We start from the raw sequence: 24,446 nt of genomic DNA, 5'->3' as shown, positions 1-24,446 counted from the left end.
GGCGGGGTGGCGGTGGCCGGGCCCGGCGCCCCGGCCAGCACGCCGAGGGCGGTCGCGAGCGCGACGGCCGCGGCGGCCGCCGCCCGGGGCCGTCGCCGCGACGACGCCGCGGGCAGCGAGGATCTGCTCATGGACATGATGTGACTCTTCTCGTGGTGGGACGGGTACGCCCGCACGGCGGGACCGCGCGGGCGACAGGAAACGCCGCTACGCGGCGTACACCTCGAGCTGGGACAGCTGCGCCGCCGGCCAGCCGGTGTTGCCCGTGACGCGGATCCGCACGTACCGCCCGGGCGTCGCCGGGACGGCGAGCGTCACCCGGTTGCCGGTGGCCGGATCGAAGACGTGGGCGGCGGGTGCGACGGGGACGCTCCAGGCGGTGCCGTCTGGGCTCGTCTCGACCGCGATCGTCTGGGTGCGTCGCTGCCAGGCGGCGGCGGGCGGGAGCCGCAGCACGACCTGTCCGACGGCGACGACGGAGCCGAGGTCGACCCGCACCCACTGCGGGAAGGCGTTGCCGGCGCTCTCCCAGTAGGTGTCGGCGTCGCCGTCCACGATGTTGGCGCAGCCGTAGGCCTGGACGTGGCTGCTCTCTGTCACCGGCCTGCCCCGGGCGAGGTCGGCGGCGCTCGCCGCGTACACCCCGACGCGGGCGAGCTGGGCCGCCAGCCAGGCGGTGTTGGCGGTGACGCCCACCCGGACGTGCCGGGCCGTGGTCGTCGCCACGGTGAGGGTCGCGGTGTTGCCGGTGGCGGGGTCGAACCGGACCCCGGCCGGCCCGGCGAGCGTGCGGAAGGTCGCGCCGTCGGTGCTGCCCAGCACCGTCAGCGTCTGGGTGCGCGCCGCCCAGCCGGCCGGCAGGCCCAGCACGATCCGGCCCACCGCGTGCGCCGCGCCGAGGTCGACCTGCCACCACTGGGGGAAGGCGCCGTTGGTGGACTCCCAGTAGCTGTTCGGATCGGCGTCGACGGCGTTGCCGGCGGCGAACGCGCCGTTCTGGCTGCTCGCCGACGCCGGCCGGCCCGCGGCGAGGTCGCCGCCGGGCGCCGGGGGGCCGCCGACGAGCGGCGGCGTCGGCCGTACGGGGGTCAGGGCGAGTTGGCCCTTGAACATCCGCCCGCCGTCGGCGGTGATCCGCAGGTAGTAGTCGGCGGAGCAGGCGGTGCCGTCCTCGTCCAACGCCCGGATGCCCGCCCCCGCCGGGGTGCTCGCCTGCGTCTCGCTGGTCTTGGCGATCTGGTTGCCCTCGTTGAACTCGTCGAACATGGAGACGTAGAGGCCCTGGGCGCCGAGCCGGGTCATGTTGTAGAGGTGCCGCCAGTAGAAGTCGCCGTGGCGGCGGTGCCCGGCCGACAGGTCGCCCGGCATCACGCAGGGCTGGTAGTCGATGCCGTGCGCCGCGCAGTCGGCCAGGTCGGGCACGTTGACGTTGGTGTGGAACCAGTCGAGCCCGTCGAGGGTGCCCGTGCGCCCGACCATCCACGGCGAGAGCATGTGGAACGCGTGGTAGACCTCGGAGAAGCCCGGCCGGGAGTCGTTGACGCCCTGGCGCCAGTACGTCGGCACGCCGCCGATGACGTAGCAGCCCCGGGCCTTGAACCAGTTGACGACGTCGAGGCAGGCGGCGGGGGCGAAGGGGCGGCCGTCGTCGTTGAAGCCGAAGCCCCAGACGCAGACCACCGGCCGGCCGTTCTGCCGCGCGTACGCCGGGGAGGCGGTGTGCGCGGACATCCGGTTCAGCCAGTCCTCCTTGATCTGGGACTGCATCGCCGTCCAGCCGGTGACGTCGTACATGACGTAGAACTTGCGGCCGTGCCGCTCGGCGGCGGCGCGGACCTTGACCGTCATGGCGTCGCGCGTCGGCCCCTCGTCGCCGAACGGGTTGAACCGCTGCAGGGCGGCCGTGTCGCAGCCGTGTTCCCGCATCCACCGGAAGTGGGTGTCGACGGTCTGCTCGTCGTAGGAGGAGAAGAGCCGTGCGGGCTGACCGTCGCCGAGGCGCGGGTACGCGGTGGTGTAGGCGTTGGCGTACTCCCGCATGTCCGGCCAGGAGACGATGGTGGTGTTGCCCGGCGACGGCGGCTGGAACCGGTCGCGGCTCCAGTGCCACCAGCCGCCGATGGGCGCGCCGTCACCGGGGCAGCTGAACCAGCCCTGGTAGCCGACCGAGACCTTCCCGACGACGTCGCCCGGCGGGCTGGCCGCGTACGCCGGGGCGCCCAGGGCCGACAGCAGGTCGGTGGGAGCGACGGCGGCGAGCGCCGAGCCCGCGGCGAGGGATCCGATGAGTCTCCGGCGTGACACCGCCATGGCCCTGCTCCCTCCGACCCGGGAAAGGTATCGGTGGCCATGGTGTCAGCAGTGGACTGTTCAATGCAAGAGTGGGATCGAGGAGCGAAAGAAACCGACTGTCAATGAAAACGGCGCGAGGTCCGTGGCGGAGGCGGGTCGGTGCGCGCCCGCCCCCGCCACGGGGTCATCCCCGCAGCAGCGGCAGCACCCGGCGGCCGAGCAGGTCCACCCCGCCCGCCGGGGTCAACCCGTGCGGGGTGCCGAACTCCACCCGGGTCGCCCCGGCGTCGAACACCGCCTCGGCCTGCGCCGCGACGTGCTCGGGAGTGCCGGAGAAGGCGAACAGGTCGAGCAGGTCCCCGCCGATCAGCGCGCCGGCGAGGTCGTGTTCCTGGCGGGCGACGTGCTGCTGGATGCGCGCCAGCAGCTCCGGGTCGATGTCGACGTTCGGGTCGAGCGCGGCGACCACGGCGAGGTACATGGCCACCTCCGTGCGGGCCACCCGACGGGCCAGGGCGCCGTCCTCGTCCACCACCGTCACGGCGCCGAGCACCACGCCGACCCCGGCCTCGGGCGCGGCGTCGTCCAGCCAGGCCCGCATCGTCTTGGCCATCGCCGGATTGGCCGACCCGCCCACCTTGACCTCTGAGGCGAACGCGGCCGCCGTACGGGCGGTCTGCTGGCCCCACGTACCCACCAGGACCGGCACGTCGGCGCGGACCGGGGCGTAGCGCAGGGCCGTGCCGGGGGCCACCGTGAACTCCCGGCCCTGGAAGCCCCCCTCGTCGCGCGACAGCAGCAGCCGGACCACGTCGACGGTCTCGGCGATGCGCCGCAGCGGCCGGGCCTGCGGGACCCCGACCTGGTCCAGCCAGGTGCCCCGGGCCAGCCCGAGGTAGGCCCGTCCGTCCGACGCCAGGTCCAGGGCCGCGACCTGCCCGGCGATCTCCACCGGATGCATGGTGAACGGGTTGAGACAGGCCGATCCGAGCCGGATGCGCCGGGTGTGCCGCGCGGCCACCAGCAGCGGGAAGAACGGCGGCTGGTACATCAGGTCACCGAAGACCGACAGCACGTCGAAGCCGTGCCCTTCGGCGAGCTCGGCCAGCGCCGCGTACTCGTCGGCGCTCTTGTCGGACTGGAGTCCGATGCCGACCAGTCGGCGTCCGTCGTCGGTGCTCACGTCAGTTCTCCAGTCGGGATCTGTCGCCGGGCGGTCCGCTCGATGCGCATGATCACCCGCTCGTCCGGGTCCGGGCAGGCCACGTGGCTGTCCCGGGCCAGCCAGTCCTCCGGCGGCAGCGGCCGCTGCTTGGCCGGCAGCAGCGGCAGGCACGCCGCCAGGGCGTAGAGGCAGAAGTGCCGGCCGGTGGGGATGCTGAGCCGGTTCGACTCGGTCAGGTCGATGTAGTCCCCCGGCTGCAGGCCGCAGACAGAGCGACCCTCGATGCGCTCCACCACGACCCGGAGGTCGTACAGGTCGGTGACCGGTTCCTCGGCGCTCATCGCAGCGCCTCCGCGTGGTGGTGCACGATCCGCCAGCCCCGCTCGTCGCGGCGCAGCACGTCCGTCACCCGGAAGCAGTCGTCCGGCCGCCCGGCCTCGTAGCGGGCCCGCAGGACGTAGCGGACCAGGCCGGTGTCGCCCCACGCCTCGCCGCGGACCTGCTCGGGCGCCACGGAGGTCGGGGGAGCGCCCGGTCCCCGGTCCGCCGCCCGGCGGTCCCGCAGCTCGTCGAGGGCGGCCAGACCGTCGAGCAGCTCCGGCGCGTCGGACTCCCAGATCGTCAGTCGGGGGTGCAGCCGGGCGTCGAACGCGGAACGGTCGCCCAACGACCGGTACATGTCGGTGATGGCGGCGGTGAGATCGTCAACGGTCATCGGGGCTCGCTTCCGGTCAGGGGGCGGACGGGGTGACGGTGGATCAGGAGAGTTCGGCGAGGCGGGCGCGCAGCGGATCGAGCCCCATCGGACCGAGCCGCAGGGCCCGGTGGTGGAAGCGCTTGCGGTCGAACCCCGCGCCCTCGCGCCGTTCGACCTCCCGGCGGGCCTGCTGCCACAGGCGCGCGCCGGCCTTGAAGGCCAACGCCTGCGCCGGCCAGCCGAGGTACCGGTCGACCTCGAAGCGCGCCGTCGCCGGGTCCAGCCCGGCGACGCGGACCAGGAAGTCCACGGCCAGCTCGGGGGTCCACCGGCGGGCGTCGGTGAAGCCGGTACCGGCCGGGATCGGCGCGTCCAGGTGCAGGCCGAGGTCGATGACCACCCGGGCGGCACGCCACATCTGCCCGTCGAGCATCCCGAGCCGCTCGGCGGGACCGGCGTAGAGGCCCAGCTCGTCGGCGAGGCGTTCGGCGTAGTGCGCCCAGCCCTCGGCGTAGCCGTGCACCTGGCACAGCGACCGCTGCCACGGGTGCAGGTCCGCGGTGGTGAGGGTGATCGCGTGCTGCAGGTGGTGCCCGGGCAGCCCCTCGTGGCAGAGCGTCCCGACGTGCCGCCACACCGGCACCGTCGACTCGCCCGGGGGCGTCGACCACCAGATCCCGCCCGGGCGGGTCAGCCCGGCGTCGGGCGGGGTGTAGTACATGACGCCGGAGGCGGCGGGGCTGATCCGGCACACCACGCGCCGGGTGGCGGCCGGGATGTCGAAGTGCGTGCCGTCCAGGAGGTCGGTGAGCCGCTCGGTGCGCTCCCGCAGCCACCGCTCCAGCTCGGGCCCGACCGGCACCCGGCCGGCCGGGTCGGCGTCCAGCGCGGCCCGCGCGGGCGCCACGTCGGGGTGGCCCAGCTCGGCGGCGACCGCCCGCTGCTCGGCGGCGGTGCGGGTCAGCTCCTCCCAGCCGTACGCGTACAGCTCGTCCAGGTCGACGGTGGCGCCGAGGAAGCTGCGCGCCGTGACGGTGTACAGGTCGCGGCCGACGCCGTCGACCTCGGTGGCCCGGGGCGCCAGCTCGGTGCGCAGGAACGCGGCGAAGTCCGCCGTCGCGGCGGCCGCCGACCGCGCGCCGGCGGCCAGCTCCCCGGCCAGCGGCCCGTCGGTGGCCCCGGACACCAGCCGGCCGTAGAAGTCGTCGGCGGTGACCCAGGCGGTGCACTGGTCGGCGACCGCCAATACCTGTCGCCGCGCGACGAGCTGCCCCCGCCCGGCCGAGCGGCGCAGCGTCTCGGCGTACTGGCCGAGCGCCGTGGGCACCCGGCGCAGGTGCGCGGCGACGACCGCCCAGTCCCGCTCGCTGTCGCGCGGCAGGTTGTCGAAGACCTGCCGGACCAGGTGCACCGGCGTCGCCAGCGGGGCGAGCAGCCGGGTGGTGAAGCCCGCGTCGTACAGGTCCACCTCGCTGGCCAGCCGGTCGAGCAGCGCGCCGGCCAGCGCCCGCTGCGCGGCGCCGTCGACGCTGGCGCCGGCCGCCGCAGTGGCGGTGTCGCGGGCCAGCTCCGCACGGGCGTCGAAGCCGTCGGGGGAGAGGTCCGCGAAGTGCGAATCGGGGGTACGGCCCACCGCCTCGGCGGCCTCCGGGTCCAGCCCGGCGAGCGCGTCGAGGTACCGGTCGGCGACCTCGGTGACGGTCGTCATCGGGCGGTCCCGAGGCGGCCGTGGTCGTCGCGGTAGGCGACGCCACCCTTGAGCACCGCGTGCAGGGTGCGCAGCGCGGACACCGAGCGGGTGGGATCGTCGCGCAGGACCAGCAGGTCGGCCTGCTTGCCCACCTCGACGCTGCCGAGCGTGTCGGCCTGCTCCAGCCACTGCGCCGGGCGGATGGTGGCGGACTTCAGCGCGTCGGCGACGGGCATCCCGGCCTCCACCATGAACTCCAGCTCCCGCACGGTCGCGGTCGTCTCGTCGTAGCCGGCGTGCGGCGGCATGTCGCTGCCCAGCGCGATCGGCACCCCGTTGCGGATGGCGTGCTGCAGGCTCTCCCAGTGCCGCGGCCCGGCGCCCAGGGCCCGGTCCATCAGCCAGCCCGGTACGCCGGAGTCGCGGAAGAACTGCTCACAGCGGCTGACCACGATGGTCGGCACGTACCAGACCCCCCGGTCGGCCATCAGCCGGGTGACCTCGTCGGTCAGCTCGTAGCCGTGCTCGACGCAGTCCAGCCCGAGCTCCACGGCGCGGCGTACCGACTCGGCGGGGCCGGCGTGCGCGGTGACCTTGCGCCGCCAGTCGTGCGCCACCCGGATCACCGCCGCCAGCTCGTCGTCGAGCAGCTGCGGGGTGTCGATCGACTCGAACTCGCCGGCGATCCCGCCGGAGATGCACACCTTGATCAGGTCGGCGCCGGCGCGGATCTGCTGCCGGGTGAGGCGGCGGAACCCGTCGGCCCCGTCGGCCTCCAGGGCGTCGGCCTCCCAGCCGTGCCCGCCGGTGCAGCAGAGCGCGTGCCCGGCGGTGAAGATGCGCGGGCCGTCCACCGCGCCGCGCTCGATGCCCTTGCGCAGGGCGAAGTCGGCGTAGCGGCTCTCGCCGACGAGTCGGGCGGTGGTGACGCCGGAGTGCAGGGTCCGGCGCGCCGAGTCGGCCATGAGCAGCACCAGCTCGGCGAGGTTAGACCGGTGCACCTCGTCGCCGAAGTGGCCCGGCAGGCCGAGCGAGAGGTGCACGTGCATGTTGGTCAGCCCGGGCATGACGTGCTCGCCGTGCAGGTCGACCACCCGTGCGTCGCCGGCCTCGGCGAGGACGTCGTCGACGGGGCCGACCGCGCGGATCGTGCCGTCGGCGCCGATCCAGACGCCGCTGTCGCGCTGGACGTCGTCGCGTACGCCGTCGTAGAGCGCGAGGTTGACCAGGACCTGTTCGGTGGGGATGTGCATCGGGTGTCCTCTACGCGGCGGGCACGGTGGTCGGCGCCACCGTGGGGTCGTTGAGCCAGCAGGCGGCGCTGCGGCCGCCGAGGTCGAGCGTCGGCGGCTGTTCGCCGCAGGGCGCGAAGGCGTGCGGGCAGCGCGGCCGGAACCGGCACCCGGTCGGCGCGTGCGCCGGGTCGGGCACCTCGCCGGCGAGCGTCCTGGGCAGCTGCGGCTGCGGGCCGATCTGCGGCACCGCGTCGATCAACGCCCGGCTGTACGGGTGCCGGGGCGCGCGCCACAGCTCACGGGTGGGCGCGGTCTCGACGATCCGGCCCAGGTACATCACCGCCGTGACGTCGGCGATCTCGTGCACCAGGGACAGGTCGTGGGAGATGAACAGCATCCCCATGTCCAGGTCCCGGACCAGCCCGACGAGCAGGTTGACCACCTGCGCCTGTGAGGAGGCGTCCAGCGCGGTGACCGGCTCGTCCGCGATGATCATCCGGGGCTCCGGCGCGAGTGCCCGCGCGATCGCGAGCCGCTGCCGCTGGCCGCCGGAGAACTGGTGCGGGTACCGCTCCGCCGTCCCGGCCGGCATGCCGACGCGCTCCAGCAGGTCGGTGACCCGCGCCCGGCGGGCGGCGCCGGTCACCGTGTCCGGCACCCCGTCGAGGAGTTGCGCGCCGATGGTGCGCCGGGGGTTCAGCGACGCGTACGGGTTCTGGAAGACCATCTGGAGCCCGACCTGGGGCACCGGCCGGCGCAGCCAGCCGAGCGGGGTGACCGGGCGACCGGCGAACCGGATCGTCCCGGCGCTCGGCGCGGCCAGCCCGACCGCCACCCGGGCCAGCGACGACTTGCCGCAGCCGGACTCGCCGACCAGGCCCACGATCTGGCCGGGCGCCACCTCGAGGCTCACCCCGGCCACGGCCCGCACCGGACCCCGGCCGCGCGCCCTGTACTCGACCTCGACGTCGCTGATCTCGAGCAGGTTGCCCGAGCCGACCGGCTCGTTCATGCCGCCACCTCCAGGTGCGGACGGACCACGCAGGCCACCGACCGGTCGTCGCCGGCGGGGGCGAGCGGGGGCGGCGCGGTGCCGCAGGACGGCTCGGCGTACCCGCACCGGGGTTGGAACGGGCATCCGGGCGGCGCCTGACCGGGCGCGGGCGGCCCGCCCGGGATGGGACGCAGGGTGCCGACGGACTGGGTGCCGTGCGGGCGGGCCCCGAGCAGCGCCGCCGTGTACGGGTGGCGCGGCGCGGTGAGCAGTTCCCCGGTGGGGCCGGTCTCCACCACCCGCCCGGCGTAGAAGACGTACCCGCGGGTGGTCAGCGCGCTGAGCACCCCGAGGTCGTGGGTGATGAAGGCGACGGCGAGCCCCGTCTCGGCGCGCAACTGGTCCAGCAGCGCCAGGATGCCGGCCTGCACCGTCACGTCGAGCGCGGTGGTCGGCTCGTCGGCGATGAGCAGCCGGGGGCGGGCGGCGAGCGCGATCGCGATGGCCGCCCGCTGCCGCATGCCGCCGGAGAACTGGTGCGGGTACGCCCGCACCGCCCGCTTCGGATCGGGGATGCGGACCTGCTCGAGCAGTTCCACGGCCCGCCGGTCGGCCGCCCGCCGGTCCAGGCCCAGGTGGACCTGCATGTGTTCGGTCAGTTGCCGGCCGATGGTGAGCATCGGGTGCAGCGCCGCGGTGGGGTCCTGGAAGACCATCGCGATGCCGGCGCCGCGCACCTTCTGCCAGCGCCTGGTGTCCAGCCCGAGCAGTTCGGTGCCGGCGAAGCGGGCCGACCCGGTGACCTTGGCGCCGGCCGGCAGCAGCCCGAGCAGGGTCTGCGCGGTGAGGCTCTTGCCGCATCCGCTCTCCCCGGCGATGCCGACCATCTCGCCCTCGCCGACGGTGAACGACACGTCGTGCAGGATCGGCAGCGGCCCCGTGGGGCCGGGCAGGGTGACGGCCAGGGAGTCGACCTCGAGCAGGGGTGCCATCTCTCAACGTCCCTTCGCGTAGCGGGGGTCGATCCGGTCGCGCAGCGCGTCGCCGAGCACGTTGAAGGCCATCACCACGGTGAGGATGGCCAGGCCGGGGAAGACGCTGACCCACCACATGGAGAGGTCCTGCGAGCCGAGCGCCACCATCGAGCCCCACTCGGCGGCCGGCGGGCGGGGCCCCAGGCCGAGGAAGGAGAGCGCGGAGAGCAGCAGCACGGCGTTGCCGAGTTCCAGGGTGGCCAGCACGATGGCCGGGCCCACGCTGTTGGGCAGGACGTCGCGGCGCAGCGCGCGCACCGGGCCGACGCCGAGCAGCCGGGCGGCGCTGAGGTAGTCCTCCCCGCGCATGGTCAGCACGGCGCTGCGGATGACCCGCGCGTAGACCGGCCAGGAGACGATGACCAGCGCGAGGACGGCGTTGCGGGTGCTCGGCCCGAACGCGGCGGTCACCGCCATCGCCAGGATGATCTGCGGGAACGCGAAGACCAGGTCGGTCAGGCGCATCAGCGCCTCGTCGACGAAGCGGCCCACGTAGCCGGCGACCAGGCCGAGCAGGCCGCCGATCAGCAGGGCGAGCGAGACGATGGCCAGCGCGAGGGGGATGGACAGGCGGGAGCCGTGGATCACCCGGCTGAACACGTCGCGGCCGAGGGAGTCGGTGCCGAACCAGTGCGTGCCCGACGGCGGCGCGTACGCGTCCGGGCTCTGCGCCAGCGGGTCGTACGGCGCGACGAGCGGGGCGAACAACGCCACCACCAGCCACCCGACGAGGATGACCAGGGCCGCCGCGGCGATCGGCTGCCGCCAGATGGGCCGTCCCGTCGACCGGCCGCGCAGCCGGCCCGGCCACCGGCGCCGGGCCAGCGCCCCGGTGGCCTTCGGGTCGGGCGCCACGGGATCGGGTGCGAGTGTGGTCATGACAGGCGGATCCTCGGGTCGATGAGTCCGTACAGCAGGTCGACGGTGAGGTTGACCAGCGTGTAGACCAGCGCCACGAAGAGGCTGACGCCGAGGATCGCGGGCAGGTCCAGCGCCGTCGCGCTGCGGTACGCGTACTGGCCGAGCCCCGGCCAGCCGAAGATGTTCTCCACCAGCACCGTGCCGGAGAGCAGCGAGGCGAAGGCCAGCCCGGAGACGGTGATCACCGGGACCAGACCGGCCCGCAGCAGGTGCCGGCGGAACACCACCCGGGCGGGCAGGCCCTTGGCGTACGCGGCGCGGATGTAGTCCTGCTGGAGCACCTCCAGCATGGACGAGCGGACGAACCGCACCAGCATCGCCACGGTCAGGCTGGTCAGCACGAGCACCGGCAGGATCAGGTGCTGGGCGGCGTCCCAGGCGACGTCCCACTGCCCGGCGAGGGAGGCGTCGACCGTGTACATGCCGGTCACCGTCGGCGGCGGGCTGAAGTCGGTCGACAGCCGGCCGCCGCTGGGTGCCAGGCCGAGCTGGTAGAAGAAGACGTAGAGCACGACGAGCGACAGCCAGAACGGCGGCGTGGACAGGCCGAGCAGCGCGCCGACGCGGATCAGCTGGTCGGTGACCCGGCCGTTGCGCACGGCCGCGAGCATCCCGATCCCGGTGCCGATGAGCAGCGCCAGCAGCATCGTGGGGATGGCCAGCTCCATGGTCGCCGGCACGTACTGCAACAGGTCGTCGGCCACGGTGCGGCCGGTCTGCTGGGAGATGCCGAGGTCGCCCTGGAACAGGTTGCCCAGGTACTGCAGGTACTGCACGTACAGCGGCTGGTCCAGGCCCCACTTCTCCCGGAACGCGGCGACCGTGGCGGGGTCGTTGAGCGCCTGGTCGGAGAGGTTGGCCGTGACGGGGTCGCCGGGCACGACGGTGACCAGGCCGAACGTCACGATCGTGACGCCCAGCAGCAGACCGGCGGTGATCGCCACCCGCTTGAGCAGGAAGAGCAGCAGTGCCCGGTGCGGCCGGGGCCGGGACACGGTCGTGGTGACCGTGCCCGGCTCGGCGTCGTCGACTGTCGTCGTCATGGAGTGACTACCCCCGGCCCACCGCGGCGAGGTCGACCTGCCAACCGGCGGCGGTGTAGTCCGCGCCGGTCAGGTCGCTGCTCGCCACCACCGTGGAGGAGTTGCTGGCGAGGACGACGTACGGGGAGGCGGCGTTCATGGCCCGCTGCCACTGCTGCATGGCGGCGGCCCGGGCGGCCAGGTCGAGGGTCTCGGTGACCTTCTTGCCGGCGGCCACCACGGCCGGGTCGGCCCGCTCCACGGTCCAGCCCGAGCGCAGCGCGGTGGCCTGGCCGGGGGACATGTTGTTGATCAGCGAGTCGGCGACCGGGTAGTTCAGGCTCTGCGGGGTGAAGCCGAGCGCCATCTTGCCCGTACGCATCTCGTCGAGGAAGGTGGTCAGCGGCTGCGGGGTCAGCTCCAGCTTGATGCCGGCCTCGGCGGCGTCGCCCTGCACCTTCGTCGCCACCGTGCCCAGGTCGACCCCCTTGTAGGTGATGGCCGGGTAGTTGAACTTGACCGTGGGGTTGCTCAGCCCCGCCTCGGTGAGCAACGCCTTGGCCTTCGCCACGTCACGCTTCGACTGCTCCTCGGTGGGCAGCGCGCCCGGGAACGCGGGGGCCACCAGCCCGGCGCCGGGGGCGGCGCCCTGGCCGTACAGCGCGGCGAGGCCCTCGTAGTCCAGGGAGGCGCGCAGCGCCTGGTTGAACTTCGCGTTCGAGGTCACCGGCGAGACGGCCGGGTCGGCGTTGAGGAAGAGGAAGTAGACGGTGTCCTGCACGCCGGAGGTCTTCAGGCTGCCCGGCAGCCCCTCCAGCAGCTTGCCGGAGATGTCCAGCGCGATCTCGGAGCCGCCGGAGCGCTGCATTGTCAGCTTCTGGGTCTGCACGTCCATGTTGCGCAGCACCACGCGGCTGAACTCGGGCTTGGTGCCCCAGTAGTTGGGGTTGGCCTCCAGCACGACCTGCGCCGACGGGTCGTACGACTTGAGCACGTACGGGCCGCTGCCGACGGAGTTCGTGTCGAGGTACTGCTGCGCGGTGTCGCTCTTGGCGGCGTCGGCGGCGTCCGTCGCGCCGTGCTCCTTGGCGACCTTGGAGTTCACCACGCCGGTGGAGGGCATCGCGAGCACCACGGGGATGTTCGGGTCGGCGGTCGCCGAGGTGACCACCACGGTCCGCTCGTCGCTCTTGGCGAACGTGAGGCCGCTGACCATGACGGCCGGGCTGGCCTTGACGTTCTTCAGCCGGTTGAGCGAGAAGACGACGTCGTCGGCGGTGAGCGCGGTGCCGTCGGAGAACTTCACGCCGTCGCGCAGCTTGAAGGTGAAGGTCTTGGCGTCGGGCGACGCCTCGTACGACTCGGCCAGCGCCGGGACCGGCTTGCTCACGTCCGAGCCCTCGAAGGTCAGCAGGGTGTCGTAGAGCGAGTGCACGGCGGTCAGGCCGGTCGCCTCGTAGATCCGGCCGGGGTCGAGGGTCTTGAGGACGAACGAGGTGTTGACGGTCAGGGTCTTGGCCGAACCGCCGTCACCGCTTCCTCCGCTGCCGCCCGCGCTGCACGCGGTGCTGGAGGCTATGGCCAGCGCCGCCAGAGCGATCGCTCCGGCGCGGAGCCGGCGAGGGGACACCGACATGCTGTTCCTACCTTCGTATGGGCCGACCCGCGGGACGGGCTCTGGACTGTCGGACCCGGCGACGTCCTCGGGACGCCGCGGTCGGGCCGCCGGTGCCAACCGTGGCGGCGTCGCGGGACTTCGCCGCGTGCCGTCATGGGGTTGGATGTACCCGAACGGGACTCCCGTCCGGTTCATGCCTCGACGCGGCTTGTCTAGTAGCGCCGAACACGTTCACCTTGTGTTTGACCACCCTAGACAGCGGCGTATAGTCACGTCAAACATTTCTAGCCACACTGTTTTGGAACGAGGAAAGACGCATGCTCGGTGACCAGCTCCGCGACCTGCGCCAGCAGCACTCCCTCACGCTGCGCCAGCTCGCGGCCGCCGCCGACGTCTCGCCCGCGCTGCTCAGCCAGATCGAGAACGGCGCCACGGACCCGAGCCTGGCCACCCTGCGTAAGCTCGCCAGGGTCTTCGACACCTCCATCGCGGCGCTGTTCTCCGAGCCGGACGCCCCGCTGGTGCACATCAGCCGGCCCGGCTCGCGCTCCCGGCTGGCCGCGCCGCCCGGGCAGATCGCCTACGACCGGCTCACGCCGGGGCGTGGCGACCTGGAGGTGCTGGAGGCCGAGCTGGCGCCCGGCGACGCCAGCTCCACCGAGCCGTGGGCGCACCCGTCGACCGAGTGCGCGATCGCCGTCATCGGCGAGATCGTCGCCGAGATCGGCGGCGAGAAGTACGCGCTGAAGACCGGCGAGGCGATCACCTTCGACTCCCGGCTGCCCCACCTCTACCGCAACGCCAGCGACCAGCACGCCCGGCTCATCATCGCGGTCACCCCGCCCACCCCCTGACCCAGCCGGCACGTCACCCGGCCCGCGTCGCGCACGCGGGCGGGACGACGCCGCCCGTCGAAAGGACCCCGCCGTGGACCGCGACAGCGTCGACTGGTTCGGCTACCTGCCGGCCGTCACCACCCCGTTCACCGCCACCGGCGAGCTGGACCTCGCCGCCTGGCGGATCCAGCTCGACTGGCTCGCCGCCGAGCGGCTGCACGGAGTGATCGTCGGCGGGACCACGGGCGAGTGGTTCAGCCTGACCGAACAGGAGCGCGCCGCGCTGTTCCGGACGGCCGCCGAACAGGTCGGCGACCGGCTCACCGTGCTCGGCGGCTGCAACGCGTACACGCCGGCGGAGGCGATCCGGCACGCCGAGGCCGCCCGGGACGCCGGCCTGCACGGCATCCTGCTCACCCCGCCGCCGTACGTGGTGCCCACCCGCGCCGAGGTGGTGGCCTTCTACCGGGCCGTCGCCGAGGCGGTGGACCTGCCGCTCTGCGTCTACAACTGGCCGCGCGGCACGGGCGTCGACCTGGACGCCGACCTGCTGCTGGAGCTGAGTGCGCTGGACACCGTGGTGGCCGTCAAGAACTCCACCCCCGACTTCGGCGGCTTCGTCCGCAGCCTGGTCGCCCTGCGCCACCGGGTGCGCTACTTCGGCATCCCCACCAACGAGGTGGGCATCGAGTTGATGACGACGATCGGCGGCGATGGGCTGATGGGCGCCGGCGCGGTGCTCGGCGCCGACCACCCCGACTTCTTCCGGGCCCTGCGCGCCGGGGACCTCGACCGGGCCCGGGTGCTCGGCGCCCGCGACCGGGTGATCATGGAAGACTGGTTCGGGCCGGACTACGGCGCCCGGTTCGGCAACGCGCAGGCGATCATGAAGTACGCGCTGACGCTGCGCGGGGTGCCGGCGGGCCACGTGCGTGCCCCGCTGCTCCCGCTGACCCCCGCCGAACAGGACCGCGTCCGGGCCACCATGACCCAGCTCGACCTGCTCCCATGACCGCGTACGACACGGCGGTCATCGGTGGCGGCCTGCTCGGCTGCGCGACCGCCTGGCACCTGGCCCGCGCCGGCAACCGGGTGCTGCTCGTCGAGAAGGACCAGGTCAACCGGCACGCCTCGGGGCAGAACGCGGGCAGCCTGCACTTCCAGCTCGAGTTCCGGATGGTCGAGCACGGCGACGCCGCCGCCCGTGCGGCGGCCCGGGCGCTCCCGCTGCACCTGGACGCCATGCGGGCCTGGGCCGGCATCGAGGACGAGCTCGGTGAGCGGTGCGGGGTGTCGCGCACCGGCGGGCTGATGCTCGCCGAGACCCCGGCGGAGATCGCCGTGCTGGACCGCAAGGCGGCCCTGGAACGCGGGTACGGCCTCGACGTCGCCGTGCTCTCCGGCGCGGAACTGCGCGGGTTCGCGCCGTACCTCGCGGACACCGTGCTCGCCGCCGGCCACGTGCCCGGTGAGGGCAAGGCCAACCCCCGGCTGATCACCCCGGCGCTGGCCCGGGCGGCCGGCCGGCACGGCGCCGTGCTGCGCACCGGCTGCCGGGTCACCGGGCTGCACCGGCGCGGCCGGCACTGGGAGCTGCGGACCGGGAGCGGGCCGGGAGACACCGCCGGGCAGACCCACCTGGCCGACACGGTGGTGCTGGCCGGCGGGGTCTGGACCGCCGAACTGGCCGCGATGGCCGACGTCCGGCTGCCGGTCTTCCCGGTCGGGCTGACGATGAGCGCCACCGCCCCCAGCCGGCCCTTCCTGCCGCACCTGATCCAACACGTCGGCCGGCGGCTGTCGATGAAGCAGACCGAGGACGGCAACGTGCTCATCGGCGGCGGATGGCCGGCGAAGCTGGTCAGCCGGGCCGGACGGGTCGACCTGGAGACCAACCCCGAGCTGCGCTACGAGTCGCTGGTCGGCAACGCCGACGCCGCCCGGGTGGTCCCGGCGGTGTTCGACCTGCCGGTTATCAGGACATGGACGGGAATGACCACGCTCACCCCGGACCACCTGCCCCTGCTCGGCGCTGTCCCGCGCCGGCCGGGGCTGTACGTCGCCACGGGCGGTTCGGCCTTCACCCTCGGCCTCACCTACGCCCGGCTCCTCGCCGCCATGGTCGTCTCCGGCGAGCCCGACCGGTCGATCGAGGACTACTCACCCGCCCGCTTCGGAGCGCTGAACTTTGTCTGAACACCGCCCCCCTGGGGTCGCGCAGGCGCCGCGGCGCACCGCGATGGACCGGCCCGCGCCGGTCACCATCGAGGTGGACGGGCGCCCGGTGCCCGCCCACCCGGGGGAGTCACTGGCCACCGCGCTGCTCGCCGTCGGGGAGCGGGCCGCCGGCACCCGGCGCGGCGGCGCGCGCCGGGGACCCTACTGCAACATGGGCGTCTGCTTCGAGTGCGTGGTCACCGTGGACGACGTGCCCTGCCAGCGTTCCTGCCTGGTCCGCGTACGCGCCGACATGCGGGTGCGCACGGGGGTGCCCCGGTGAGCGCGCCCGACGTGGTGGTGGTCGGCGCCGGCCCGGCCGGGCTGGCCGCCGCCGCCACCCTCGGCCGCCACGGCGCCGCCGTCACCGTCGTCGACGAGCAGGAGCAGCCGGGCGGGCAGATCTACCGCCGGCCGCCGGCCGGGTTCACCCCGCCAGCCGCGTCGTCCTCCGCCGGTCGGGCGCTGCTCGCCGAGGCCACGACCGCCCCCGGCGTGCGGTGGCTCGCCGACACCACGGTGTGGGGCGTCCTCGGCACCCGCGCCGGCCTCGACGGGTACGCGGGCGACCAGCCGTCGCCGGGCCGCTACCGGGTCGCCACCCACGGCCCGGCCGGGGTCCGCCTGCTCGAGCCCCGGGCGGTGCTGCTCACCGCCGGCGCGTACGACCTGCCGGTGCCGTTTCCCGGCTGGACCCTGCCGGGCGTGCTCACGGCCGGCGGCGTGCAGACGTTCGTCAAGGCGCAGGGCCTGCTGCCGGGCGACCGGTTCGTGCTGGCCGGCGGCCACCCGCTGCTGCTGGTGGTGGCCGCCCAGCTGGTGCGCGCCGGTGCCCGGGTGGTCGAGGTCGCGATGCTCCAGCGCCGTCGCGACCTGCTGCCCGGACCGGCCGGCCTGCTCGCCGTGGCGGGCGCGGGCGGCAAGATCGCCGAGGGCGTCGGCGCGCTGCGCGTCCTGCGTCGGGCGGGGGTGCCGGTGCGGTTCGGCACGGTGGTCCGCCGCGCCGACGGTGACCCGGACCTGAGCACGGTGACCCTCGCCGAGGTCGGCCCCGGCGGGCAGGCGGCTCCCGGGACCGACCGCGACGTGTCCTGCGACGTGCTGGCCCTGGGCTACGGCTTCGTCCCCTCCGTGGAGCTGGCCCGGCAGGCGGGCTGCGCCGTGACCTGGGACGATCCGGCGGGCGGCTGGGTGGTCCGGCACGACGAGTGGCTGCGCACCTCCGTGCCCCGGATCGCGGTGGCCGGCGAGCTGACCGGCGTCGCGGGTGCCGAGCAGGCGCAGGTCGAGGGCCGGTTGGCCGCCCTCGGCGTGCTGCGCGACCTGGGGCTGCTCGACGAGCGTCGGGCCGCCACGCTGGCGGCTCCGGTGCGCCGGGAGCTGCGCCGCCGGCGCCGCTTCGTCACCGAGGTGCTCGACCGCTTCGCGCCGGACCGGGCGGCCCTGGGCAGCCTGGTCACCGACGACACCGTGCTCTGCCGCTGCGAGGAGGTGCGCGCCGGCGACGTGCGCCGCGCGCTGGGCGCCAATCCGCACCTGGGCACCGCGAACGCGGTCAAGCTGGTGACCCGCGCCGGGATGGGGCTGTGCCAGGGGCGGTCCTGCCAGCCGGGCCTCTGCCAGCTCATCTCCACGCTGACCGGCCGCAGCCCGCAGGAGGTCGGGGCGTTCACCGCGCAGGCACCGGTCAAGCCCGTGCCGCTGCGCGCCCTCGCGGCCGGTGACGGTCCGTCGGACGCCGGCTGAGCGGGCGGGCTCGCCGGCGACCGCGCGGACACCTCGGCCGTGGCGCCGCCTCGCCGACAACGGTGGCGCCGGGTGCGGTGGTCACGGCACCCGGGTGGCGAAGACGACGACGTTGTCGACGTAGTTGCCGGTGTCCCGGTCGAACGGGCCGCCGCAGGTGATCAGGCGCAGACCGGTCGCGTCGCTGGGCCCGTAGACCAGGTCGGTGGGGAACCGGTCCTTCGGGTAGGACCCGACGCCGTCGACGGCGAACGTGGCCACGCTGGCGTCGGCGCGGGTGACGCGTACGGTGTCGCCGGCCCGCAGCCGGCCGAGGTCGAAGAAGACGGCCGGCCCGGCGGCGGAGTCGACGTGACCGACGATCACGGCGTTGCCGGTCTCGCCGGGGCTGACGCCGTGCCGGTACCAGCCGGCCAGGGTGGGCCGGTCCAGGGGCGGCACCTCCAGGCGCCCCTCGGCGTCGGCACCCACCGGCACGACCCGCGCCCGCACGTCGATGGCCGGGATCCGCACGTCGACCGGCTCGGCGCGGTGCAGCGGCGGCACCGACGGCGCGGAGCGGGCGTGCGCGGGGGCGTCGGCGGCCCCCGGCCGGGGCGGTCGGGGCGGCGTCGTCGCCACCCCGGCGGCGACCAGGCCGACCCCGGACGTGCCGAGCAGGACGACGACCGTCACCGCCCAGCCGGGCCTGCGCCAGGACACGATCGCACCTCCGTACGCTCTCGCCCGGGTGCCCGCTCCGGTGTTCACCGGTGCGGGCACCCGTTGCAGGGATGGACGACTTGCCGGGACGGACGGCGCGGGGCCGTCCGTCAGAGCGTGGCCGCCGCCATGTGGCGCCGGCGGCGGGCCAGGATCAGGGCACCGCCGGCCGCGGAGCCGAGCAGTATGCCGCCGGCCGTCAGTGCCCCGGTCCCGTCGGCGTCGCCGCCACCGCCGGCCTGGGCTCCGCCGATCGGGGTGACGGTGAAGGTGGCGCTGCCGGCCGCGCTGCCGTCGCCGCAGGTCGCGGTCACCGTGTAGGTGCCCAGGGTGAAGCCTGCGGTGAACAGTTCGGCGCTCAGCCCGCCGCCGGCCGCCGCGGTCGTGGAGCGCACGTTCTGGTCGCGGTCGGGGCCGGTGACGCGGAAGATCGCGTCGCCGGAACCGGGGTCGCAGGTCGTCGCGGTGAGCACGACCGTCCCGCCGACCGGCGTGGCGGCCGGTGACACGACGGTGTCGGCCAGCGCCGCGCCGGGGAGCAGGAGCGTGCCGAGACCCACGCCGAGCGCCGCCGATACGAGAACTGTCTTTGCCTTCATACGCGTCTTCCCTCACTTTTCGTCCGCTGACTGCGTGGGACGTCGTTCGGGTGGCCAACTCCGTGACTAGCACCGGTGTGACCAACCCTAGGAGGGTTGGGGCCTCGATCCGGTGAAAATGAGAAATCCTCGTTGCCGTCACGTGTCCACCCGGGAGGCGGAGGGAGCAGCGGAAATGCCGGCACGGCACACCCGCGAGGGTTGGCCGTGCCGATGCCGTTGGGGCCATGCTGTCGCGGCTGGGCCGTCGCGACCGTCTCGGGAACGATGCCCCACGGCGGGCCGTACGCGGCCGGCCCGCCGCCCTTGCCCCCTCGCGGGCTCGTTCCGCAGGGATCAGCCTCGCTGCTGCCGCCTGGCGACTGGGGCGAGCCGGACACGGAACTGCCGCTCGACGACGGCGAGCAGAGCGGCGTACGCCCTCAGGCGGGTCCGTCGGGATCGGTCACCCAGCCGGCGAGCAGCACCAGCCCGGAGGGCCGGTGCACGGCGAGGAAACCGAAGGGGCGATCGATGTCGAGGCGTACCCGTCGCCTGCGCGCGGTGACCGGCCGAGGCGCCGAGCCCGCCCGCGTGGAGACGGCGGTCACCGCCGCCGCGCGGAACCCCGTCGCGCCGAACGTCGCCGTCACGCTCTGCCGCGCCTGCGACACCGTCAGCGGGCGGGCGATGCCGGGGAAGTGGTCGCCGTCGCCGACGGCGGCGGCGAGACCGAACAGCGCGGCCCTCGCCAACAGGTCGTGGTCGGCGTCGACGGTGAAGCCCACGGTGGAGACGAGCAGTTCGGGCCGGTCGTCGTACGCGTCCACGACCTGCTCGTCGACGCCGGGACCCGCGGCGACGGGCAGCGCGGACGGTGCGCCGACAGCGCCGATCGCGGCCGGCAGCACCTGCGCCGCCCCGCGCCCGGGCGTGCCCAGGACGAGCACCACGTCGACGTCCTCGCCGCCGCGTACGGTCAGCAGGCTCAGCGGGCCGGCGGCGGTGTCGACGGCCCGGAGCGCGTCGAGGTCGTGGCCGATCCGGCTCAGGCCGGCCAGCCGGCGCCCGCGCCACGGCCCGGCGGCCGGCTGGCGCCAGGCGTCGCGGAACGGCTCGGCCCACCCGGTGCGCAGCGACAGGGCGCTGGCCAGGACCATCGCCGTGGCCGGGGTGACCGGCACCGGCATCCGGCGGATCAGGCCGTCGGTGTGCGTGGCGGCCCACTCGTCGAGGGCGGCCTGGTCGTGCGTCGGGTCGCCGGTCAGTTCCCCGCGCATGGCCGCCGGCACCTCGCGCAGCCACCGGTCGGTCAGCGGCAGCTCCCGCCGTGCCCAGGCGGCGACGGCCAGCCGGGTGGTGGGGGAGCGGTCCAGGTCGAAGCGGGCCGGGTCCGACGCGACCGCCAGCAGCTCGTCGCGGGCCGGGCCGGCGGCGTAGCGGGCGAGCAGCGCCAGCAGCGGATAGACGCCGGCGCCGGAGACGACCGTCTGACCGCCGTCGAGGACGGACGCCCAGCGGGCGGTGAGCGCGTTGGCGGCGACGGTACTCATGGGACGTCCTCCGGGGGCGAGGTGACCGTCGCCCGGGGGGCGACCGCTGGCACCCTACCGCTGCCGTCCGCCGTCCGCCGTCCGCCGAGTGCGGCCCGGCCGGTCGGTGGCGGGACGGCCCGGGCGGTGTGGCAGCGTGGGCGGCGTGGACACCTGCGCACCGCTGGACGTCGACGTGGCGCTGGTCGGCGGCGGCGGCGCCGCCTCGCTGGTCCTCGCGGCCCTGGACCGGCACGGGGTGCGCGACCTGCGGGTCGCCGTCGTCGACCCGGTGCACCGGCGTGGCCAGGACCGGACCTGGGCGTTCTGGGGCCGCCCCGGCAGCGACCTGGACCCGCTGCTGGCCGCGAGCTGGCCCCAGGTCGAGGTGGCGACGCCCGCCGGCCGCCGCGTCCTCGACCTCGCCCCCCTGCGGTACGCCATGCTGCGCTCGGGCCCGGTCTACGACCGGGCCGCCGAGGGGGAGCGGCGGCTCGGGGTACGCCGGATCGTCGCGCCCGTCGACGCCCTGCACGACGACGGCGACCGCGTGCTGGTGCGTACGGGCGGGGCCGGGCCGGCCGTCCGCGCGTCCTGGGTGCTGGACTCCCGGCCCCGGCCGCCCCGGCGACCCGGGCGCACCAACTGGCTGCAGCACTTCCGGGGCTGGTGGCTGGAGTCCGACGTGCCGGTCTTCGACCCGGCCCGGGCCGTGCTGATGGACTTCCGCACCCCGCAGCCCGCCCGGGGCGTGTCGTTCGGCTACGTCCTGCCGGTCAGCGACCGGTACGCGCTGGTGGAGTACACGGAGTTCGGCCCCGACCTGCTCTCCGACGCCGGGTACGACGCGGCGCTGGCCGGCTACCGGGACCTGCTCGGCCTCGACCCGACCCGGTTGAGGGTCCGGGAGGTGGAGAACGGGGTGATCCCGATGACCGACGGCCCGTTCGAGGCCCGACCCTCGCCCCGGGTGGTCCGCCTCGGCACGGCCGGCGGCGCCACCCGGCCCTCCACCGGCTTCACCTTCTCCGCCATGCACCGCCAGGCCGAGCAGGTCGCCCGCGCCCTCGCCGCCGGCCGCCCGCCGGTGCCCGGTCCCGCGTACCCCCGTCGGCACCGCTGGATGGACGCGGTGGCGCTGCGGGCGCTGGACGCCGGCGGCGTGGACGGGCCGGACTTCTTCGGCCGGCTCTTCGACCGCAACCCCGCCGAGCGGGTGCTGCGGTTCCTCGACGGCGCGACCAGCCCGGCGGAGGAGGTGGCGCTGATGAGCTCGACCCGGCTGCGGCCGATGGTCGCCGCCACGGCCGGCGACGCAGTGGCCCGGCTCCGCGACCGCCTCGACCCGACCCGCCGGGCGGCGACCTGGACGGTCCCGCGACCCGTGGTCGGCGGCCGGGCCGACGCCGACGGCTGAGCCGCCTCAGCCGGCGCGGACGGCGTCGCGGATCAGGACGCGCAGCTCCTCCATCGGGTCGCCGTCGCCGGCGCCGAGCAGCGTCTTCGTCGCGGCCACGGTCAGGCCGAGGTCCGGATAGGCGTACGCGAGGCTGCCACCGCTGCCCGCCGAGCCGAACGAGCCGTCCGGTTCGACCGCGTACCCCAGACCGAAGCTCGCCTCCTGCCCGAAGACCCACTCCGGGCCGCGCACGGCGACGGCGCCGACCTCGCGCAGCCGCTGCGGCGAGATCAGGCGTACGCCGTCGACTTCGCCGATCAGCGCGGCGAACGTCCGGGCGACGGCCCGGGCGGACATCGTCGCGGTGGCCGGGACGTCGGCGCGGAGGAACTCGGGCCGGGTGCCGACCGAGGCGTCCGGCCGGAGACCGGGCGGGGCGACCCGGTCGAAGTGCGGCAGGTTGGCCGCGGCCCACTCCAGCATCGCCGACAGGTTGCGGTCGGCGACCGGGGCCAGCCGGCCCAGGTCGGCCTCGGGCACCCCGAAGAGCAGCTCGCCGGGTACGCCGAGCGGCCCGGCGACGTCCTCGGCGAGCACCTGCGAGATCCGCCGGCCGGTCACCCGGCGGACCACCTCGCCGACCAGCCACCCGAAGGTCCAGGCGTGGTACGCGATCACCTCGCCCGGCGCCGAGAGCGGCACGCTGTCGGCGACCATCCCGCACATCCGGTCCCAGTCGGTGACGTCGGCGACGGTGACCCCGGGCGGCAGCGCCGGCACGCCCGCCGTGTGGGTCAGCACGTGTCGCAGGGTCACCCCGTCCTTGCCGTGGCGGGCGAACTCCGGCCACACCTCGGCGACCCGCAGGTCGTAGTCGAGCAGGCCCCGCTCGGCGAGCACGTGCACCACGGTCGCGGTGAGGCCCTTGCCGGTCGACACGCTCCAGATGGGCGTGCCGGAGGTGAGCGGCCTGCCGGTGGCCGGGTCGGCCACGCCCGCCACCTCGTCCACCACCTGCGTCCCGTGCAGGTACGCGGCCACCTGCACGCCGGACTCCAGGCCCGAGGCCACCAGCTCGTCGATTCGCGCGCGCACCTCGGCCCGCAGGCCGTCCCAGCTTCCCGTCACGGCAGGCCATCCTGCCAGCGGCCGGGGACCGGGTCACGGCCTTTTCGCGCCCCCGCCCTGGGCCGGTGCGGCGGTGCCCCCTCCCGCAGGCTGTGGGCGTGCCCGACGAGGGCGACGCCGACGAGTGTGCCGGCTGCGGGGGCAGGTCCGACGTGGCGCCGCTGCCGCGATGCCCCCTGGGCGTCCGCGCGCCACGCCGCCCCGAGGGCGGGGCGGGCGGGGACGATTCGGTAGGTTGCCGCCATGGTGGACGAGACGGCCGGCAGGGTCGTGCAGATCTGGACCGACGGCGCGTGCAGCGGCAACCCCGGGCCCGGCGGGTGGGGCGTGGTGCTGCGCTACGGCACGCACGAGCGGGAGCTGTGCGGCGGCGAGGCGACCCCGACCACCAACAACCGGATGGAGCTGATGGCGGCCATCCAGGCGCTGGAGAGCCTGACCCGGTCCGTCACCGTCGAGCTGCACACCGACAGCACGTACGTGCGCAACGGCATCACGAGTTGGCTGGCCTCGTGGAAGCGCAACGGTTGGCGGACGGCCGCGAAGCAGCCGGTCAAGAACGCCGACCTGTGGCAGCGGCTGGAGGCCGCGTGCGCGCGGCACGAGGTCACGTGGTTGTGGGTGAAGGGCCACAACGGCCACCCGGAGAACGAGCGCGCCGACGCGCTGGCCGGTCGGGGCATGACCGAGGCCCGCGCGTCGGCGGTGCCCGCCGGCCGCTGATCAGGTCACTCGGTACGACTCGGGTCGGTGGTGCCGGAGACGGCGTCCACGTCGTAGCCGGCGCGGCTGACCTCCCGGGCCGAGCGCCGGTCCTCCGCCGGCAGGTCGGCGAAGTCGTCGCCGGTGTCGTCGGTGGTGTGCAGGGACTCGCCCGGCGGTCGCAGCGACGCCTGCATGGCGGTGGCGCCGTCCGGCTCGTCGGTGGCTGCCCGGTCGGAACGGTTCTGTTCGGTCATGCCGCACTCCTGCCCCCGTGGCCTGCCCGCAAACGTGTGTCGCGGTTGCTCAGCGTGTCGCGTCCGGGTGGCTCGGCATGCCGGACCCGCCACTGGAACTGCCCGACGCGCCGCCCGCCATGCCGGAGCCGTCGTCCTCGGTGACCAGGTCGGGTTTCTCCGTGGTGTCGTCCGGCGCCGGGACGTCGGTGTCCGCCTCGACCTGGACCAGCCGGGCCTGGCCGTCCTCGTCCTCGGCGTGCGCCGGGTCGACCGGCAGCTCACCGTCACGCGCCCGATACCCCACCGCAGCCTCCCCTGCCGTCCGCCGCCGCCGTTCCGCCCCCGGCTACCCGCAACCCCCCACCCGAAACCCGCCCCACCCCGCCCCTGCCCCCAGGCCCCCGGCCCGGCCCGTCGGGGCGCCCCTGCCGCGAGGCGCCCCTGCCGTGGGGATCATGCAGTTGTGGTGCCCGCATGAAGGGGTATCAACCGAGTCGACCAGCACCACAACTGCATGATCGCGGAGAGCGGGGTGCGGTGTGCGCAGGGCACCGCCCGCAGGGCGCGCAGGGTGAGGAGCGCGCGAGGGCGGAGGGTGCGGAGCGCGCGGGTGCGGGGCGGAGGGGCGGGAGAGTGGGTCAGCGGCGGCGGGGCGGGCGGGTGGGGGAGCGGGATGGGCGGCGCAGAAGTCGGATCGTA

The 24,446-nt window shown here is 74.9% G+C and carries 24 protein-coding genes; 7 read left to right on the top strand and 17 right to left on the bottom strand.

From position 1 onward, the window contains the following. Positions 1-207: 207 nt before the first annotated feature. The 11 genes from V6U77_RS26930 to V6U77_RS26880 form a co-directional block, all read right to left on the bottom strand. Positions 208-2,310, bottom strand: coding sequence for a galactose-binding domain-containing protein (locus V6U77_RS26930; RefSeq protein ID WP_334609536.1), 2,103 nt, complete (start codon positions 2,308-2,310; stop codon positions 208-210). 166 nt (positions 2,311-2,476) lie between these two features. Further along, positions 2,477-3,475 (bottom strand): LLM class flavin-dependent oxidoreductase, encoded by a 999-nt coding sequence (locus tag V6U77_RS26925; protein ID WP_334609535.1) that lies wholly within the window; start codon positions 3,473-3,475, stop codon positions 2,477-2,479. Beyond that, a complete protein-coding gene (locus V6U77_RS26920) occupies positions 3,472-3,798 on the bottom strand; it encodes a TIGR04076 family protein (protein ID WP_334609534.1) in 327 nt (108 codons plus the stop codon). The genes V6U77_RS26925 and V6U77_RS26920 overlap by 4 nt, the downstream gene beginning before the upstream one ends. Next, positions 3,795-4,172, bottom strand: coding sequence for a nuclear transport factor 2 family protein (locus V6U77_RS26915; protein WP_334609533.1), 378 nt, complete (start codon positions 4,170-4,172; stop codon positions 3,795-3,797). The genes V6U77_RS26920 and V6U77_RS26915 overlap by 4 nt, the downstream gene beginning before the upstream one ends. A gap of 43 nt (positions 4,173-4,215) precedes the next feature. Beyond that, the gene (locus tag V6U77_RS26910) at positions 4,216-5,862 is read right to left on the bottom strand and encodes a DUF885 domain-containing protein (RefSeq protein ID WP_334609532.1); all 1,647 of its coding nucleotides are present in this window, start codon (positions 5,860-5,862) and stop codon (positions 4,216-4,218) included. Next, positions 5,859-7,097, bottom strand: coding sequence for an amidohydrolase family protein (locus V6U77_RS26905; protein ID WP_334609531.1), 1,239 nt, complete (start codon positions 7,095-7,097; stop codon positions 5,859-5,861). The genes V6U77_RS26910 and V6U77_RS26905 overlap by 4 nt, the downstream gene beginning before the upstream one ends. 10 nt (positions 7,098-7,107) lie before the next feature. After that, the gene (locus tag V6U77_RS26900; RefSeq protein ID WP_334609530.1) at positions 7,108-8,091 is read right to left on the bottom strand and encodes an ABC transporter ATP-binding protein; all 984 of its coding nucleotides are present in this window, start codon (positions 8,089-8,091) and stop codon (positions 7,108-7,110) included. After that, positions 8,088-9,065, bottom strand: a complete 978-nt coding sequence (locus V6U77_RS26895; protein WP_334609529.1) for an ABC transporter ATP-binding protein — start codon at positions 9,063-9,065, stop codon at positions 8,088-8,090. Before V6U77_RS26895 ends, V6U77_RS26900 begins: the two co-directional genes overlap by 4 nt. Positions 9,066-9,068: 3 nt before the next feature. Further along, complete coding sequence (locus tag V6U77_RS26890) at positions 9,069-9,986, bottom strand: ABC transporter permease (protein ID WP_334609528.1); 918 nt, start codon at positions 9,984-9,986, stop codon at positions 9,069-9,071. After that, positions 9,983-11,071, bottom strand: coding sequence for an ABC transporter permease (locus tag V6U77_RS26885; protein WP_334609527.1), 1,089 nt, complete (start codon positions 11,069-11,071; stop codon positions 9,983-9,985). The genes V6U77_RS26890 and V6U77_RS26885 overlap by 4 nt, the downstream gene beginning before the upstream one ends. A gap of 7 nt (positions 11,072-11,078) precedes the next feature. Beyond that, on the bottom strand, positions 11,079-12,686 hold the full coding sequence (locus V6U77_RS26880) for an ABC transporter substrate-binding protein (protein WP_334609526.1): 1,608 nt from the start codon (positions 12,684-12,686) through the stop codon (positions 11,079-11,081). Between the two features lie 299 nt (positions 12,687-12,985). On the opposite strand from V6U77_RS26880, the gene V6U77_RS26875 reads away from it, so the two are divergent. The 5 genes from V6U77_RS26875 (at position 12,986) to V6U77_RS26855 (ending at position 17,467) form a co-directional block, all read left to right on the top strand. Next, positions 12,986-13,522, top strand: a complete 537-nt coding sequence (locus V6U77_RS26875) for a helix-turn-helix domain-containing protein (RefSeq protein WP_334609525.1) — start codon at positions 12,986-12,988, stop codon at positions 13,520-13,522. Between the two features lie 73 nt (positions 13,523-13,595). Then, entirely contained in the window at positions 13,596-14,516 is a 921-nt protein-coding gene (locus tag V6U77_RS26870) for a dihydrodipicolinate synthase family protein (RefSeq protein WP_334609524.1), read from the top strand. Then, positions 14,513-15,700, top strand: coding sequence for an NAD(P)/FAD-dependent oxidoreductase (locus tag V6U77_RS26865; RefSeq protein WP_334609523.1), 1,188 nt, complete (start codon positions 14,513-14,515; stop codon positions 15,698-15,700). The genes V6U77_RS26870 and V6U77_RS26865 overlap by 4 nt, the downstream gene beginning before the upstream one ends. A gap of 43 nt (positions 15,701-15,743) precedes the next feature. After that, complete coding sequence (locus V6U77_RS26860; RefSeq protein ID WP_334609522.1) at positions 15,744-16,004, top strand: (2Fe-2S)-binding protein; 261 nt, start codon at positions 15,744-15,746, stop codon at positions 16,002-16,004. Next, positions 16,001-17,467 (top strand): FAD/NAD(P)-dependent oxidoreductase, encoded by a 1,467-nt coding sequence (locus V6U77_RS26855; protein WP_334609521.1) that lies wholly within the window; start codon positions 16,001-16,003, stop codon positions 17,465-17,467. Before V6U77_RS26860 ends, V6U77_RS26855 begins: the two co-directional genes overlap by 4 nt. Positions 17,468-17,548: 81 nt before the next feature. On the opposite strand, the gene V6U77_RS26850 is transcribed toward V6U77_RS26855, so the two are convergent. The 3 genes from V6U77_RS26850 to V6U77_RS26840 form a co-directional block, all read right to left on the bottom strand. Continuing rightward, the gene (locus tag V6U77_RS26850; RefSeq protein ID WP_334609520.1) at positions 17,549-18,169 is read right to left on the bottom strand and encodes a class F sortase; all 621 of its coding nucleotides are present in this window, start codon (positions 18,167-18,169) and stop codon (positions 17,549-17,551) included. A 110-nt stretch (positions 18,170-18,279) separates the two neighbouring features. Beyond that, the gene (locus V6U77_RS26845) at positions 18,280-18,768 is read right to left on the bottom strand and encodes a hypothetical protein (RefSeq protein WP_334609519.1); all 489 of its coding nucleotides are present in this window, start codon (positions 18,766-18,768) and stop codon (positions 18,280-18,282) included. Between the two features lie 422 nt (positions 18,769-19,190). Next, positions 19,191-20,300: a serpin family protein gene (locus V6U77_RS26840; protein ID WP_334609518.1), complete on the bottom strand. Its 1,110-nt coding sequence runs from the start codon at positions 20,298-20,300 to the stop codon at positions 19,191-19,193. Positions 20,301-20,445: 145 nt separating this feature from the next. On the opposite strand from V6U77_RS26840, the gene V6U77_RS26835 reads away from it, so the two are divergent. Next, positions 20,446-21,696 carry a lycopene cyclase family protein gene (locus V6U77_RS26835; protein WP_334609517.1) on the top strand — a complete coding sequence of 417 codons (1,251 nt, stop codon included), beginning with the start codon at positions 20,446-20,448 and terminating at the stop codon, positions 21,694-21,696. 6 nt (positions 21,697-21,702) lie between these two features. Here V6U77_RS26835 and V6U77_RS26830 read toward each other — a convergent pair whose 3' ends face one another. Then, a complete protein-coding gene (locus V6U77_RS26830) occupies positions 21,703-22,806 on the bottom strand; it encodes a serine hydrolase domain-containing protein (RefSeq protein WP_334609516.1) in 1,104 nt (367 codons plus the stop codon). A 243-nt stretch (positions 22,807-23,049) separates the two neighbouring features. Here V6U77_RS26830 and rnhA point away from each other — a divergent pair, with 243 nt between their 5' ends. Next, positions 23,050-23,529 carry a ribonuclease HI gene (gene rnhA / locus V6U77_RS26825; protein WP_334609515.1) on the top strand — a complete coding sequence of 160 codons (480 nt, stop codon included), beginning with the start codon at positions 23,050-23,052 and terminating at the stop codon, positions 23,527-23,529. A 5-nt stretch (positions 23,530-23,534) separates the two neighbouring features. Here rnhA and V6U77_RS26820 read toward each other — a convergent pair whose 3' ends face one another. Then, positions 23,535-23,765, bottom strand: a complete 231-nt coding sequence (locus V6U77_RS26820) for a hypothetical protein (protein ID WP_334609514.1) — start codon at positions 23,763-23,765, stop codon at positions 23,535-23,537. Positions 23,766-23,814: 49 nt separating this feature from the next. After that, complete coding sequence (locus V6U77_RS26815; RefSeq protein WP_334609513.1) at positions 23,815-24,051, bottom strand: preprotein translocase YidC; 237 nt, start codon at positions 24,049-24,051, stop codon at positions 23,815-23,817. Between the last annotated feature and the right edge of the window lie 395 nt (positions 24,052-24,446).

It is taken from the genome of Micromonospora sp. CPCC 205546 (assembly GCF_036902715.1).
In the GTDB taxonomy this organism is placed as follows: domain Bacteria; phylum Actinomycetota; class Actinomycetes; order Mycobacteriales; family Micromonosporaceae; genus Micromonospora.
Note: the sequence above shows the minus strand (reverse complement) of the source record. Positions and strands in the feature narration are given on the sequence as shown.